The organism is Sphaerospermopsis sp. FACHB-1094, assembly GCF_014696195.1.
In the GTDB taxonomy this organism is placed as follows: Bacteria; Cyanobacteriota; Cyanobacteriia; order Cyanobacteriales; family Nostocaceae; genus Sphaerospermopsis; species Sphaerospermopsis kisseleviana.
In genome coordinates, this window is the sequence record NZ_JACJPT010000037.1 from 1 (window position 1) to 16,387 (window position 16,387).

The window sequence follows — 16,387 nt, forward strand, 5'->3', positions numbered from 1 at the left end:
ATATAGTTACAAATTACATTATCAAAAATTGTTTGATGGTTAATTTGCCAATTGTTTATGCAGATACCTGTTAAAATAGCATTATTAAATTGAGCATCTATAGGACTAATATTTGATTTTTGAAAAAGCTCCGTACATCTGAAGGGTGGGAAAATCAAAAGTAGTGTGTCGGATAAACCATTCAAACATCCATTTTAGATGAGAAAATGTTGGTATCAACGCACAAAAACGTCGCACCCATGTTTTAGCTTGTAACCAAATATCCTCAATGGGATTTTGTATCGGACAATTAGGAGCAAAACGAACGCATTGTATTTTCCATTGATCGCTTGAAAGTCCCTGATTAATTTCGTCCAAAAAATCTCTAATTTCTTGAGAACGATGGTAACTAGCACCATCCCAAAGGATTAGTAATCGTTGTTCAGGAGACTGTTTGAGTAAATAAAGTAAATAATCTAGGACTTACGCATTGACAGAATAACAAAATAGTGCATTGATAAATAAGGGTCGTCTAGTAATGGGTATGAGAGAATGAGAGAAATTACTAAACCCTCGACAGCACAATGCAATCTAGACATCTACACCTTATTTTTACTGTCAGAGCCAAAGTATGGAGGGTGTAGTAGGTTAGCCGAGATATTGGGAGATGTTTCACATGATAGTGTCAATCGCTTTTGATTGAGAGAGAGATACGAACCAAAAGATTTATTCAGCATAATAGAGAAAATTATCAACCTGGTAGGGGGGATATTAAGTGTAGATGATACGGGTGTGTTAGCGACAGCATAACGCACCAAATCCTTGATAGAAGAATCTGTACCGGGTGTACAAGCAGGATGTGCAGCAGGAATGACCGTTTTTGGTTATGCTCAACTTGGCGATCGCACTGCTTTTACTGCTGCTGGATCGAAGATAGTTTTTAATGATATGCGGTAGCTTTTTCAACTACTTTAGCTATTGGAAAGCATTTCACCAATTCCATTTTCACCTGCCACTATATATACATAGCAAAGTAATCATTGTATATTTCTGTATTTGCCATAACGGTTAGTTCTATTTGTTCTTGTTCTTCTTTTGCTAAAGTTGTGGACTGATTTAAGCTATCTTGGAGAATGAAATCACCACAGTATTCATTTGCCGGTACTGCTGCATTCATCTTTTGGGGATAACTCAATTTGAGATTATTCATAATGGTGATGAATTGACTACGGGTACGGCCACTAAATCTGGGGTTGAGACGTTTTTCTTCCCCAATGGTGGAAACTGTACGCCCTTTGTAGTCATGGGCAGGATATACTAAGGTATCATCTGGTAAGGTAAATAGGCGTTGTGTCACCACATCATAGAGAGTTCCCGCATCACCACCCTGAAAATCTGTACGTCCACAACCACGAATAAATAAAGCATCACCGGTTAACAAGTGAGTTTTATTCACCAAATAGGTTATGTGACTGGCAGTATGTCCAGGTGTAGAAATTGCTTCAATAGTTACTGAACCCAGTTCTATAATTTCCCCACCTACAAAAGAGCGATCTGCTTTTGTTACCGCAGGATTTTCAGGAACGATGATCTGACAGCCTGTTTGTTGTCTGAGTTTTCCTGCTCCTGTAATATGGTCAGCGTGGAGATGGGTTTCCAAGCAATAGCGTAGTTTTAATCCTAGTTCTTCTAATGATTGCAAATCCCGGTCAACTTGTTCTAATACAGGATCAACTAAAATCCCATCTCCTAACTGTTGATCCGCAATAAGGTAGGTATAGCTACTGGTTTCAGGGTCGAAAAATTGGCGAAATAGAAAGGTTGGCTGTGGTATTCCTGTACTGGTATTGCTCAAAGCTATGGCAGGAAGAGGACGCACACGCAATGGTAGAGACTGCAACAACTCCTGGGATAATGCCTGTGCTTGTCCTCGTAGCTCTGGAACAGCTATAGTTTCCCACAGATCGCCTTTGCGGGGTGTTCCCAAGGTATAAAGTAGGGAAGAAATTGTACCATCTGCTTGATATAAAGCACCCTGGGAGTTAGTATCTAGTCCTAAACCCAGGACATTCGGACGAATTAATCCTTGGCTTCGCAAATTAGTAACCAGAGGATGATTTGAATGCCGATAATCTGCTGCTACTCCGGTACAATTCACTATTCGACGCACTGGCAAAATCTGATTAGTCTGGGTTTTGCGTTCAGATATGGTGACAGCTACACCACCAGGAACAGCTTGATATTCTCTAATTCTGCCAGCAGAAATAGTTAGTTGACCAGAATTGAGCATTTCTGTGATTACATCTCCCACTTGTGGGGCAATGCGGTGACGATGGATGTCCCAATAAGGTGTTAAATGACGTAGAAATCGCCGTTGTTCCTCTTTTGGTAGTTTTTGCCAAATTTTCTGAGTGTGGGGACGTAGAGAGTCAATGAGCGATCGCCAACCATAACCTTGAGATGTGGCAACTTCTACCTCAGTCCGCAACCAATGTAACCAACCCCGTACTGTTGTGGGGAAAGTATCTGGAGTTAAAGAATTAGCATAAGGTTGAGCCGGTTGATGTTTTTGGGGAGACAGTCCCCGACGAGACACAGCATAAATTTTACCCCGGTGTTGGCGACTGTGCAGAGATAACACCATATCTACCATTGTTAATCCCGTACCAATCAGTAGTATAGGGGCATCAGGATCAAGATCATCTAGGGCATCGGCTGACCAAGCATTGCGGAGATAATTACTATCTGTATTCTCAATTTCTGAAGGTGTAGAAAGGGAATTTCCCAAAGCCAAGACAACTTTATCGGCATTAAAATAGCGGCCACTACGGAGAGCAATAGCTGCCCTTTTTGCTTCCGGTTGTATCCCCACCACCTCATCAGTCACCCTTTCCAGACGCACATCACTGGGTGCTGTGGCTTCTGCTTCTGCTAAAACTGACTGAATGTACAAACCATAAACTTTGCGGGGAATGAAGGTACTAGCATTGACTTCTTCGGAAAAAAATGATTCTAACTCGCTGCGGTTGTACTGAAGCCAACGTAACAGATGTCCCGGGTCATGAGGAAACGCGCTCATGTTACCTGCTGAGACATTGAGTAAATGACAGTTAGTCTCCGTACTATAAGCAATTCCCTTGCCAATTTGACGACTGCGCTCAATCAACTTAATGATCAGGGGTTGACTAGCAGTTTTTAATAGATGGGTAGCCACTAGAGTACCACTAAAGCCTCCGCCAACTATAGTGATCGTAGTTGGAGTGTGAGTAGTCAAAAAACTAGAAGTCATGGCATTGTCAGTTAAAATCACTAGTAACGCTGATTTAATCAACAGAACTTACCCATAGGCTAGGAAAATTCAGAGTTTTGATTCATAGATGCCTTTAGTTGCTATATGCTAATTCTTTAACATCAGGGTGAAATTTATTAACAGCTTGCACAAATTCTATTAAAACTTCTTGCAGACGTTGATCAATTTCTTCATCCAACTGCAAACTTCCATCAGCTTGAATTTGAATTTGCTTATCTACTGCGTAAACTGTACTTAAAATATGCCTTGCACCTAATTCACCTAAAACTGGTTTTAAGGCATATTCTATTGATAATAAATGGGCAATTGTACCACCGGTGGCTAAAGGTAATATAACCTTATCTTTTAAGGCTTTTTGTGGTAATAAATCTAAGAAAGATTTGAGTACCCCAGTATAAGCGGCTTTGTAAATTGGAGTGGCAATAATTACGCCACTTGCTTTTTCTAACAATGCTTTTGGTTTTTCTAAAGCAGGGCTATTATAACGTCCAAAAACTAAATCTTCCGCAGGTAAATCTCGCACAGAAATAATATCTGTTTCTAAGCCTTGTTGGGAAACAATTTGAGTCGCATATTCTAAAATTCCGTAGGTTCTGGAAGGATGAGAAGGACTACCAGCGATCGCTAAAATATTAGTCATGTGATCTAAACCTCTTGATTTAATTAATTTTTAACTAATCTACAGTTGCTACTGTTGTTTCTCTAAGTTGTTCTTGAAGCTGCTGGGGAAATTCCCGGTTAGCAACAATCTCACCAAAAGGACTCAATAACTGCGGTTCTACTGTTGGTAAATTATTCAAAGGTAAACGAGGAAAAAGTAATTCTGCTACCCGATAAGCTTCTTCTAAATGGGGATAACCAGAGAAGATAAAAGTATCAATTCCTAAATCTGCATACTCTTGCATTCTTCGAGCAACAGTATCAGGATCGCCTACTAATGCAGTTCCAGCACCACCACGCACTAAACCAATTCCTGCCCATAAATTGGGGCTAATTTCTAATGCTTCCCGACTACCATTATGTAATTCCTTCATCAACTGTTGTCCAACTGAATCCATGCGAGAGTAGGCTTGTTGGGCTTTGTTAATAGCCTCATCATCTACATAACGAATCAAATCATTAGCCGCATCCCAAGCCTGACTTTCAGTTTCTCTAACAATGACATGAAGACGAATCCCAAACCGTAAGGTTCTACCTTGTGCTTCTGCTAAACGTTTTACAGAAGCGATTTTTTCTGCTACTTTTTCAGGTGGTTCACCCCAAGTTAAATATACATCAACGTGCTTGGCAGCAATTTCTTGGGCAATCGTAGAAGAACCACCAAACCACAAAGGTGGATAAGGTTTCTGCACATTAGGAAATAGTATTTTCCCTTCTTTAATATTGAGATAATCACCTTCAAAGTTAGAAGTTTCACCACCTGCTATTTGTCGCCAAACTGTTAAAAATTCATCTGTCAGTTTATAGCGATCATCATGACTAAGATGCAAACCATCACCAGCTAATTCAACAGGATCACCACCAGTAACGACATTAATTAATAGTCGTCCGCCAGAAATTCTATCAAAAGTTGCTGCCATTCTTGCCGCTACCCCTGGTGACATCAATCCTGGACGGATTGCTACTAAAAATCGCATTTTTTTAGTGTGACTTACCAAAGTTGAAGCTAAAATCCAGGCATCTTCACAGGAACGACCTGTAGGTAATAAAGCTCCTGTAAATCCTAATTGATCAACCGCTTGGGCAATTTGTCGCCAATAATCAAAGTTGACTGAACGACCACCTATAGCAGTTCCTAGATAGCGTCCATCGCCATGTGTGGGAATAAACCAAAGAACTTGCATGATGTTTAAGTGTAAAACTTTGTAATCAAAAACTCAATCAATAACTACGGTAATTCTATCGATTAACCGTACTATTGAGGTAATGTTTAAGAGTATTGCACAAATGAATCAAGAAAAGCAATACTTTTACAAAAAAACACTGTAACTTTATCGAGTATTAGTAGATTAACCCTTTAAATAACTGGGATTCCACTGCAACCAGTAGTTTTCCAAAGCTTTAGCAACTATATCAGCCAGCTTGCCGAACAAGGCATAGATTAGAATGCTTAACACAACAACATCCGTTTGCATAAATTCTCTAGCATTTGTTGCCATATATCCAATTCCAGAATCAGCAGCAATTGTTTCTGCCACAATAAGTGTTAACCACATAATCCCCAAAGAAAACCGCACACCAACTAAAATTGAAGACATTGCTCCTGGGAGAATAATTCGCCAAAATAAACCCCAAGTATTTAAACCATAAATTTTACCCATTTCAATCAATCCATGATCAACACTACGAATCCCATGAAAAGTGTTTAAATAAATGGGAAACATTACACCCAAAGATACTAGAAATAATCTCGCTTCATCACCAATGCCAAACCATAAAATTACTAGAGGAATTAATGCTAAATTAGGAATATTCCGCAACATTTGCAGTGATGTATCTAGTAATTTTTCCGCAATCCGAGAAACACCATTAAGTAAACCTAAACTAAATCCAATACTTCCCCCAATTAAAAACCCGGATATCGCTCGTAAGGCACTAATACCAATATTTCTGAAAAGTTCACCTGTCTGAGCTAATTTAATAGCAGCAATAAGAACTGCCAAAGGTGCGGGTAATATTCTTGTAGGAATAACACCAATAGAGGATAACAACTGCCACACTACAATTATTGTAATTGGTACAACCCAGGGTATAAATGATTGAAAATAGCGGTTTTTCAGAAATTTAAAATAGAACTTATTTTTTCTTGTTGAATACTTTGATGAAAAATCAGTAGAAGAAAGTTTCATGACCATTTATTTATTAAGTGATGATGAGAATGATTACAAGCAGAGTTTATTTGTTCCTAGACACAAATATTCACACAAATATTCTGACTCCTGAATTCTTACCAACCAATTATGATTTGTTCTCAGAAATCAGGAATCTCAATTAGTAGTTATTTTCTACTAATTCTTCGCGGTGTAATAGCTGCATACTGCTGAGAAGTGAGAACTGAATCTTTGATAGCAATTCGCCTAGGAATCACTTTTTCGTTGTAGAATAGATCCGCAATGCGTTGTTGCTCGGCAATCAGAGATGAGTTAATTGGACGTAAACGAAATGTACGTCTACGAACTACCACAGATAAAAGCGCTGGATCAAGTTTCAATTCAGGAGCAAGAATTTTCACAACTTCATTAGGATTAGATTCTGCCCATTCCCCTAACTTATCCACTTCTTCTAAAACTATACGCACAACTTCTGGATTTTCAACGGCAAAACTACGTCTAGCCATATAAAAACCACCTTGGTTAGCAATTCCTGAAGCATTTCTCAAAACACGAGCATTAGCATTTTTCTGGACAAAAGCAATAAAAGGATCCCAAGCTACCCAAGCATCAATCTTCTTTTGAATAAAGGCATCACGGGCTTCAGCAGGAGTTAAACTCACTGCTTGAATATCACTAATTTTTAACCCGACTTCACCTAATGCTCTAAGCAGTAAATAATGTGCAGCAGATCCTCTTTGAAAAACAACTTTTTTACCTTTAAGATCCTTAACTGTTTTAATAGGAGAATCTTGTTGAACAACAATAGCACTACCTTCACCCTTACTGGGTTTACGTCCAGCAATATAGGCAAGTTGAGCGCCAGCAGCTTGAGCAAATATAGGTGGTGTTTCTCCCACAGAACCAATATCAACTCTGTTAGCATTCATCGCTTCCATAAGTTGGGGTCCAGCAGGAAATGGAGACCATTCTACTTTGATACCCAAAGGTTCAAGACGTTTATCTACTACTCCTTTGATCTTTACAATATCGCCAGAAGTTTGATAAGCCAGTCGGACTACTTTGGTGTTAATGCCTGTTTTATTAGTTGTATTTTGGGCTTCGACTATTTTACTGGAAATTGGTACAGAAAGAGTAACTAAAGCTAATGCTGATATTGAGTATTGAAGGAATTTCTGTAAAAATATGCGTCGTGGTAAGTTAAGCTTCATGCTTCTGTCTCCTCAATAAATTTCAATTCAAATTGTTTTATGACTGTTTTTATTACAAAACCTAAAATGGGCGACTACCCGCTAAACTAATCCGTTTCAAAACTCGACGTTCATTAGGATCAAAAGCTTGACGGTAATGTAATGTAGATTGATTATCCCAATAAACAATATCGCCCACAGACCATTTATGTTGATAATAAAATTGACGTTGATGCAGATGATATCGCAACTGTGCAATTAATTCTTGACCCTCTTGGGGATCTAAACCTACAATTTCCACTTCTGTGGCGTAATCTAAATATAAAATCTTCTTGCCACTTTCTGGATGTGTTCTGACTAATGGATGGGGAAATACAGGACTAATGAGAGGAATATTTTTATCCTCACGATATTTTCTTCTGGGTTCTCCTGGTTTATTTAAAAACGGATTATAAGTAATCAACTGTAAATTAGCAATTCGTTTTTTTGTTGATTCATCCAAAGTTGCATAAGCTAAATTTAGATTTAACCAGGAAGTATCTCCCCCTTGGGATGGAATTTCTAAAGCATAAAGTAAAGAACCACTGGAAGGAAAAGGAGTCCATTTATGATCAGAATGAAAAGGTATTTCACCTGTTCCTGTATAACCGTTATCAACATTGGAAACAGGAATTATCACTGGTGTGATTCCGGGCTGAGAAGCTAAAACTGGAACGTTATCTGGAGGAACAAAAAGAGAACCAAAGTAAAAACTAAAGTTTAAAAATTGCTCATCAGTCAAATTTTGATTTTTGAAGATGAGAATATGATAATCCCGCAATGCTTGTTTTAATTGTAAAATGACTTCAGGTGCAATGGTTTGACTAGCATCTAGTCCAGTAACTACTGCTCCCAAGGGTGCATCAAGAGGAGTAATTTGAAATTTGGTTAAAGTTAGAGTCGTCATAGTTGAGATTTCCAGATTAATAAATTACAAATTTTTATTTACTTGCTAACACTTCTTTGGGAGTAATTTCCGCATATTGTTCCGGTGTTAAAAACCCGTCTTTAACATTAACTTTCTTGGGTATTAGTCCCAGGCTGTACCATTTATCTGCAACTTCTTGTTGCTTGTTGATCACTGCATCGGTAATAGGCACTAATGCAAAATCATATTTACTGTGCATTTTTTCTAATGTTGGTGCATCAAGTTGAGTTACAGGAGCCAACAATTGAGCAATTTCTTTGGGATTGTTCTTAGACCAAACCTGTGCTTTTTGTAATTCTTCCAAAAATATTTTAATCACTTGAGGATTTTCTTGATAGAATTTACGGTTTGTAGAAATAAAATTATTAGTATCTCTTAAACCATTACCACCATCTATCAACACACGACCAACTTTGTTCTGCACATTTCTGGTAACGAATGGCTCCCAAATAAACCAAGCATCAACTTTACCTTGACTAAAGGCTGCATTAGCATCTGGAGGTGCTAGGAAAACAGACTCAACATCAGTTAGTTTTAAACCCTCTTTTTCTACGGCTCTAACTGTTAGATAATGCCCTATCGAGGCTTTTTGGAAAGCAATTTTTTTACTTTTTAAATCCTGGACACTTTTAACAGGTGAATTAGCTGGAACTAAAAGAGAAACTGCTTGACCATCTGAAGAATTAGCTGCTAAATAAACCAGGGGAGCGCCAGCCGCTTGGGAAAAAATAGGAGGTGATTCAGCAGTGGAAGCAATATCCAGTCCACCTGCATTTAAAGCTTCTAACTGTTGTGGACCTGCGGCAAATTCAGGCCATTCCACTTTATAACCTAGAGGTTCTAAGCGTTTTTCCAGAGTGCCTTGTTTCTCCAGAACTGCTAAGGCTGTAAGTTGTTTAGAACGGACTATCCTCACTACTTTTTGAGTAGAGGTAGAACTGTTCCCAGAGGTAGATGTATTAGTTGTATTAGATGCTGTATTGTTTATCTCTGAATTACTTTGTTTTTGTTGCGGACTGTTGCAACTAAATAGTGTAGTTGACAAAACTACACTATAACCAAAAGCAAATAAGGCATGACGACGAGTAATACGTAGGCCTTTCCATGATTCAATTTTATTTTTCCAATTTGGCATTATTAAATTACCTTTTATGATTGAGTAAGTAAAAAATTTTTCAGCTATTTAATTTAAGTTAATTTAAGAAAGTGAGGTGGGAAAGGAACACCCACCCCATTAAGGTGTGAGAAAAACTAACTGCCACTGACTGAGAAGAAAACTGAGTAATACTAGATGACAAGTCCTAAATTTATGGCTGTACAGAGTTGTGTAGAGTAAAGTTGTGGAAATTTAGGCGATCGCAGAACTAGAACTAAAAACGTATTCCACTTCTGACTTTTGATATTCTGGTTGACCCATGACTCGGTTTAAAATCTTCTCCACAGTCTTAGCAAACTTTGCATCTCCTCTAGCTCTTGGACGTGGGAGATCAATTTTCACATCCATACTAATTTGACCATCTTCAATCAAAACTATTCGGTCTGCTAAAACTACGGCTTCTTCTACATCATGAGTAATTAACAATGCTGTAAATCCTTGTTCTGTCCACAAACGTTCTAATAATTGTTGCATTTCAATTCTAGTTAGGGCATCCAACGCTCCCAAAGGCTCATCTAGCAACAGTAAAGACGGTTTACTTACCAATGCCCTGGCTAAAGCCACCCGTTGTCTTTGTCCACCGGAAAGAACGGAAGGCCATTCGTGGGCGCGGTCTTCTAACCCCACATCACGAAGCACTTGTAAAGCTGTTTGTCGAGCATAAACTTTAGAATTAGCACCTATTAAACCTAATTCTACGTTTGCCAATACTCGCTGCCAAGGTAACAGACGAGAATCCTGAAACATCATCCGAACGGCTGGATTAATAGGTTTATCAGAATATTTACCGTTTAACAAAACATTGCCATCACTGGGCGCATCTAGCCCAGCCACTAGACGCAACATTGTACTTTTACCACAGCCACTCCGACCAACAATAGCTACAAATTCTCCCGGCTGAATCTCTAAATCAATTCCTTGTAAAACAGTTTTGTTGCCAAAAGACTTTCTCAGTCCTTCAAGATTTAATTGCATTCCTTTATTAGTCATGTTCAAAACCTCTTACTTTTGGATTGTTTACTTGTCATGGGAGTAAAGCTGTCAAATAAAAATAGGCAATGCTTATGTAACAGTTTTCTGAGCCGAAATCCTTAGAAAATCAACATATTTATGCTCAGGCTTTAAGAGATATGTAAGATTGACAGCAATTCATCTCTTTTATTAGGTTGAGTATCACATTTCTGGACAACAAGCTTTAGTAAAGAAGCATCTGGTATTAATACCAGTATGCTTGTTTCCGTGCCATTGAGTAGAATCTCCGATAACTTTGTAGGAATACCGTAGTTTTATCTTAGTATTTCACAATTATCTAAAAATTGCAAGCATCTTTGAGAAAAAAATATTAAAAATAGACATAAAAAAATCCCCACTTACTTATGAGGATTTATTCCATACAAAAATTTTGCAATTAATCTATTAATTGCCTACATCAAACAATAACAAAAATTTATTTTTGAGTATTTTTTAACAAATTATTGTGATTTATACCCTGATTACAAAACTTAATTATCCTAATTCAAACCCCAAATTATTCAGAATTTCTTTTAACCTATGCCGACCAGATAAAGATTCAGCCGATGCTACCCTTTTACTAGAATGTTCCGACCAATCACCAGGAATATTCATATGTTGTGAATTGTAGAAATTTTCCATGATTTGGTTATATTCTAATATTCCTTGCTCTTGTTCTGCAAGGTTATATATTTCTCGATGTAAAACTACAGATTGCGGTAAACGTGGTTTAATTGCTATTTTAACAACGGGATCTGCATAGCCCACACACAAACCAAAAACAGCAACTACATGAGGAGGTAAATTCAAAATTTGGGCTACCTCTTGTGGTTTATTTCGCAATGCACCGATATACACAGTTCCTAATCCCAGAGATTCAGCTGCTACTACAGCATTTTGCGCTGCTAAAGCTGCATCTATAGCCGCCATCAAAAACATTTCTAAATAATCTAAACCTTCGTGAGGTAGTCCACGACTTTCAGCAATATTTGTTAGTCTAGCTAAATCTGCTAACCATACTAAAAAGAGAGGACTTTGGCGAATGTGCGCTTGATTATTAGCTAGTTTTGATAATTCTTCTTTACGATTTCCATCTTCAACTGCTACCACACTCCAAGTTTGAAGATTAGAGGAAGTAGAGGCAGATTGGGCAGCAGCGATTAAAACTTCTAAAGTTCCTGGGGGTAAAGCATCAGGTAAATAAGCACGAATTGAACGATGAGATAGCAAAGTTGCTAATGTGTCACTCCAGGGAATATCTGGATTAAATTTGTCATTACCATACCTATAATTTAGTAATTCAGTTAGGTTAGTCATAACTTTTAACTTTCGGAAAAATAATGATAGCAAAGAATGAAAATGTCTGAATCAGGATGTCCAGGATTAAAGGATTAACAGGATTAAAGAATTTTAATAAATACGAAACCCTGCAAATCCTCGAATCATGTAAATCTTGATATGGCTTGCGCTATATTATCAGAGGTACTTTACTAGGTTAAAACCTGAAAGTTGTACGCAGCCAACCGACTACACTAGCAGGATTACTAGCATCTGAGTCTGGTGCTGTTACCCAAATAAATCCAGGTGTAATCTCAATATTATCAGTGAGTTTATATTTATACCATCCCTCAATGTGCAGTGAAGTATCTTTGTCTGCTTGACCCCTACCTGCTCCTAAATCTACATTTGAACTTAAACGAGTCAGTGTTGGTGCTTGACCCACAAAGAGAGCGCCTAAGCTACCTTTTTTACCTAAATCGGGAAATGTTATTCCTGCTCCCCAATTCCAGACTTGACCATCTCCATGCCCTAAATAACGATGGGCTGAATACCCCACAAAACCATTGACTGTTAATTTTGGATTTAGTCTATATAATGCCCCAATTCCATAAAGGTTTCCCACGGTTCCCGCACCAGGTACGGTACTATTTGCTAAGTTACTACCAGCAGCAGGTCCAAAGTTTGTTCCTCCTTGACCAATTGCACCTGGTGGACTGTAGGTATTAGCGTAACTTAAACCAAGGCGAAAATTCTTTTTGGGGCTAAAGTAAGTTAATTGTCCAAAAGCCACATATCTGCCTGTAAACAAACCATTATTAGGCGAGGGGTCATTGCCATTAGGGGCGCTATAGGATGCTCCTAATTGCCACTGCTCACTTAGATTATGAAGAATAGCAATTCCCGGTCCGGTATCTCCATAGTTGTACACCATATTCCGTCGGGAAAATCGTGTTATCCCATTAGTGAAAGAACCTTCAAAGGGGTTAGTTGGTCCACTTAAACCTATTTCATTAGCTCCATCTGACTGAGCAAAAATATTAAATTGGGTCTTTTTACCAATAGGAAAACGATAACGAATACCACTAACAAAAACCTGATTGGGTTGAGCAGGATTAGGTCTACGATTATCGGCCGTTCTGCCATCAAATGTTCCCAAAAGTCCAGTCCTAGTTTGTCCCAAAGATTCAATATTTCCACCTGAAAGGACTAATCGCAGTTGATCTTTACCAGTAAAACTTGTGTTTAGTGCTAATTGAACTGCATTTTGAAATGTGATGATATTAGGTGCTGGTTTTTTGGTGATCACGTTATTGCCCGCTAAAACACCTCCCAGTACGAACTGAGCCTGACCGCTCAGTATAGTTGTTGTCGAAAACTGATTAGCCTCTATTTCTGCTGTTCTTGCTTCTAACTTATCTAGTCTCCCGCGTAATTGAGCAAGTTCGGTACTAAATTCTTCAGTTAGACGTTGTATGCCTTCCAAATCTTCTTTTACAGCTAAATCTGATGTGGATGATGCAATAAGTTTATTTACTTGATCTAAGCAAGCGTTTAATCCTGCGGCAAATTCATAGCGACTCAAGGCACGATTACCTTTAAATGTACTATCTGGATAACCAGCAATACAACCATAACGTTCTACTAAAGATTGCAAAGCTTGAAAAGCCCAATCTGTTGGTTGGACATCTGAAAGTTGGGATACAGATGTAAGTTGTGACTCACTATCTTGAAACTCATTAGATGAAAAGAAAAGTTCTGAGTTAGTTTCTTTTTGGGTAATTATTTGATTAACGTTGTCAGAGTCAGGGATATTTATACTGACGGTTGATAAGGTCTCTTTACCTGTCGTTTCCTTTTCTTGCCCTCTTTCACTAGCAGAAGATTTTGTACTAGCTGCTAAGACCAAGAGGAATATAGACATTGGTAAAGTAAGCAATAAATTCCAAGCAGTTTTTTTCATTTTGGTTGATAACCCCACACACACACAGAATTAGAGCCGACACGAAATTACATAGAATTTCACACTGAATCACAGGAGAAAATCGAACTTCTCAGATAGAACTTTCTTGTAGGTCTATCTGGGTTAGTTTTGTATTATTAATGACATAAAAGCCTAGAGTAATGACACAATTACCTTATGTATAAAAACAATATACGGTAATTCTATCAAGATACTGTAGTTAATGATTGATAAGTAGCACTATTTCATAAAAAAACTAAAATGTGAGTATTCATGGATACATTTTTTAGAATTTTAAATTAATTTTTACAAAGGCTTGTCCATCTAGTTTGGGTATGATAGTATAGTTGTCAAGCTATTAACTCCGATAAATCGGTAGACTTAGTGTATGTTTAAAAGATAGCGATATTATTAGTTTTTGTAACAAAATGGAATTAAGGAGCATTATTCAAACATTATGAAATACAACCAACTTCCTGGAAGCGACCTCAAGGTTTCAGAAATTTGCTTGGGAACGATGACCTATGGACATCAAAATACTATTGAGGAGGCGCATCAACAACTTGACTATGCTGTTGCCCAAGGGATAAATTTCTTGGATACTGCGGAAATGTATCCAGTTCCCCCTCGTGGTGAAACCCAAGGAAAAACTGAGGCTTATATTGGGGAATGGTTAAAGAAACAGCAACGAGATCAACTAATAGTTGCGACTAAAATTGCAGGTCCTGGTCGTCCTTTTTCCTGGTTGAGAGGTGGAAATAATAAAGTTGACCGTGAGAATATTACACAGGCTGTAAATGATAGTTTGCAGAGATTACAAACTGATTATATAGACTTGTATCAAATTCATTGGCCTGATCGTTATGTTCCTACATTTGGACAGACAAGTTATAATCCAGAATTAGAAAGGGAAACTGTGCCTATTGCGGAACAGTTACAGGCGTTTGCTGATGTGATTAAAGCTGGAAAGATTCGTTATTTGGGTTTAAGTAATGAAACACCTTGGGGAGTAAGTGAGTTTGTTCGCATTGCTAATGATTTGGGATTACCTAAAGTTCTGACAACTCAAAATGCTTACAATTTACTCAATCGTAATTTTGAATCAGGTTTAGCTGAAGTTTATCGTTATACAGATGTGGGTTTATTGGCTTATAGTCCTCTTGGGTTTGGGTTTTTAACTGGTAAATACATAGAAAATCAACAGTTAGAAAATACAAGAATATCTCTGTTTCCTGGTTTTGGGCAACGTTATTTGAAACCCAATGTACAAGAAGCGGTTAAGGCTTATGTGGAGATTGCTAAAAAGTATAATCTTTCAGCGACTCAGTTAGCGATCGCATTTGTCAAAAGTCGCTGGTTTGTGAAAAGTACAATTATTGGGGCAACAACTTTGGCACAATTGCAGGAAAATATAGATAGTGTCAATGTGGTTTTGGATAAAGAGATTTTCGCAGAAATAGATGCAATTCATACTCGTTATCCTAATCCAGCACCTTAACCGAGTTTTGTAAAAAAATACAAAGCGAAATTCTCACCTCACTTAATTAGGACTTACGCAAGATGTGACTGAAAACCTTATTCTTGCGTAGGGGTAATTCATGAATTACCCCTACTTTCGTTCCCTTTTGCGTAAGTCCTGTTAATATTAGTGGTGGTGAGAGTTACTTTATGAAAAAATAATGTTATTATCTGATTTTGTTACTATTACTGATGTAGAAGCCGCACAAAAACGGCTTGTGGGTATTGCTCATCAAACACCAGTAATTACCTCTGGTACTGTCAATGAACTGACTCAAAGCCAAGTATTTTTTAAATGCGAAAATTTCCAACGGACGGGAGCATTTAAGTTTCGTGGTGCTTATAATGCCCTAGTCCAATTATCAGTAGAACAGAAAATAAAAGGCGTTATTACCTATTCTTCAGGAAATCATGCCCAAGCGATCACTTTAGCCGGGAAATTACTCAATATTCCCACCATTGTAGTTATGCCTGATGATGCACCAATAGTCAAACAAACTGCAACTCGCAGCTATGGTGCAGAAGTCATTTTGTACAACCGTGACACAACTAACCGGGAAGAATTAACCAAAAATCTCGCAGCAGAACGCCAATTAACTTTAATTCCACCTTATGATTATCCTCATGTCATTGCTGGACAAGGTACAACTGCATTAGAACTAATTCAAGAAGTGGGACAACTAGACTACTTATTGGTATGTTGCGGTGGTGGTGGATTAATTTCTGGTTGTGCGATCGCAACAAAAGCACTTTTACCTAATTGTAAAATAATTGGTGTAGAACCAGAATTAGCTGATGATGCTACTCGCTCTTTTTACAGCAAAACCCTGCAAACTGTCCATAATCCCCAGACCATTGCTGATGGTGTCAGGACTCCCAGTTTAGGTAAAATCACCTTTCCCCTAGTCTTAGAATACGTAGATGATATGGTGACTGTATCGGAAGCAGCCATCATTCGCACCATGTTCTTTATTTGGGAACGCTTAAAAATCGTTGTTGAACCCACTGGAGTCATAGCCGCAGCCGCATTATTAGAAGGTAGCGTTAAAGCACCAGCAGCGAGAATTGGCGTAATTATCAGTGGTGGAAATGTAGACTTAGCGCAAGTTAGTCAATTATTACAAACCACTTAATCATTTTTCGTATTACTAGCTAGATATCTAATTATTTAACTACTTGATTTT

At 38.0% G+C, this 16,387-nt stretch carries 13 protein-coding genes and 2 pseudogenes; 4 read left to right on the forward strand and 11 right to left on the reverse strand.

The features are described from left to right. Nucleotides 1–105: 105 nt before the first annotated feature. Nucleotides 106–459: pseudogene (locus H6F47_RS13265) on the reverse strand (transposase); the annotation flags it as partial. A 72-nt stretch (nucleotides 460–531) separates the two neighbouring features. On the opposite strand from H6F47_RS13265, the pseudogene H6F47_RS13270 reads away from it, so the two are divergent. Both H6F47_RS13270 and H6F47_RS28540 read left to right on the forward strand, forming a co-directional pair. Continuing rightward, nucleotides 532–768 (forward strand): annotated as a pseudogene (locus H6F47_RS13270) (IS701 family transposase); the annotation flags it as partial. Between the two features lie 33 nt (nucleotides 769–801). Beyond that, entirely contained in the window at nucleotides 802–936 is a 135-nt protein-coding gene (locus H6F47_RS28540; protein ID WP_255427055.1) for a hypothetical protein, read from the forward strand. A 58-nt stretch (nucleotides 937–994) separates the two neighbouring features. Here the strand turns inward: H6F47_RS28540 and H6F47_RS13280 are convergent, their stop codons facing one another. The 10 genes from H6F47_RS13280 to H6F47_RS13325 form a co-directional block, all read right to left on the reverse strand. After that, entirely contained in the window at nucleotides 995–3,268 is a 2,274-nt protein-coding gene (locus H6F47_RS13280) for an FAD/NAD(P)-binding protein (protein ID WP_190649552.1), read from the reverse strand. 94 nt (nucleotides 3,269–3,362) lie between these two features. Continuing rightward, nucleotides 3,363–3,929, reverse strand: a complete 567-nt coding sequence (gene ssuE, locus H6F47_RS13285) for an NADPH-dependent FMN reductase (protein ID WP_096572493.1) — start codon at nucleotides 3,927–3,929, stop codon at nucleotides 3,363–3,365. 34 nt (nucleotides 3,930–3,963) lie between these two features. After that, complete coding sequence (ssuD, locus tag H6F47_RS13290) at nucleotides 3,964–5,133, reverse strand: FMNH2-dependent alkanesulfonate monooxygenase (protein WP_190649542.1); 1,170 nt, start codon at nucleotides 5,131–5,133, stop codon at nucleotides 3,964–3,966. 165 nt (nucleotides 5,134–5,298) lie between these two features. Beyond that, the gene (ssuC, locus tag H6F47_RS13295) at nucleotides 5,299–6,138 is read right to left on the reverse strand and encodes an aliphatic sulfonate ABC transporter permease SsuC (protein WP_096572905.1); all 840 of its coding nucleotides are present in this window, start codon (nucleotides 6,136–6,138) and stop codon (nucleotides 5,299–5,301) included. A gap of 149 nt (nucleotides 6,139–6,287) precedes the next feature. Further along, a complete protein-coding gene (locus H6F47_RS13300; RefSeq protein WP_190347357.1) occupies nucleotides 6,288–7,331 on the reverse strand; it encodes a sulfonate ABC transporter substrate-binding protein in 1,044 nt (347 codons plus the stop codon). Nucleotides 7,332–7,392: 61 nt separating this feature from the next. Next, on the reverse strand, nucleotides 7,393–8,256 hold the full coding sequence (locus H6F47_RS13305) for a TauD/TfdA family dioxygenase (RefSeq protein WP_137666496.1): 864 nt from the start codon (nucleotides 8,254–8,256) through the stop codon (nucleotides 7,393–7,395). 34 nt (nucleotides 8,257–8,290) lie between these two features. Next, nucleotides 8,291–9,412, reverse strand: coding sequence for an aliphatic sulfonate ABC transporter substrate-binding protein (locus H6F47_RS13310; protein WP_096572489.1), 1,122 nt, complete (start codon nucleotides 9,410–9,412; stop codon nucleotides 8,291–8,293). Nucleotides 9,413–9,625: 213 nt separating this feature from the next. Beyond that, nucleotides 9,626–10,423 (reverse strand): ATP-binding cassette domain-containing protein, encoded by a 798-nt coding sequence (locus H6F47_RS13315; protein ID WP_096572488.1) that lies wholly within the window; start codon nucleotides 10,421–10,423, stop codon nucleotides 9,626–9,628. Between the two features lie 516 nt (nucleotides 10,424–10,939). Then, nucleotides 10,940–11,761 (reverse strand): NADPH-dependent oxidoreductase, encoded by an 822-nt coding sequence (locus H6F47_RS13320; protein WP_137666497.1) that lies wholly within the window; start codon nucleotides 11,759–11,761, stop codon nucleotides 10,940–10,942. A gap of 178 nt (nucleotides 11,762–11,939) precedes the next feature. After that, entirely contained in the window at nucleotides 11,940–13,685 is a 1,746-nt protein-coding gene (locus H6F47_RS13325; protein WP_137666498.1) for an iron uptake porin, read from the reverse strand. Nucleotides 13,686–14,142: 457 nt separating this feature from the next. Between H6F47_RS13325 and H6F47_RS13330 the strand changes: the two genes are divergently transcribed. Next, a complete protein-coding gene (locus tag H6F47_RS13330; RefSeq protein WP_137666499.1) occupies nucleotides 14,143–15,183 on the forward strand; it encodes an NADP(H)-dependent aldo-keto reductase in 1,041 nt (346 codons plus the stop codon). A gap of 181 nt (nucleotides 15,184–15,364) precedes the next feature. Continuing rightward, complete coding sequence (locus H6F47_RS13335) at nucleotides 15,365–16,336, forward strand: threo-3-hydroxy-L-aspartate ammonia-lyase (RefSeq protein ID WP_137666500.1); 972 nt, start codon at nucleotides 15,365–15,367, stop codon at nucleotides 16,334–16,336. Nucleotides 16,337–16,387 lie beyond the last annotated feature (51 nt).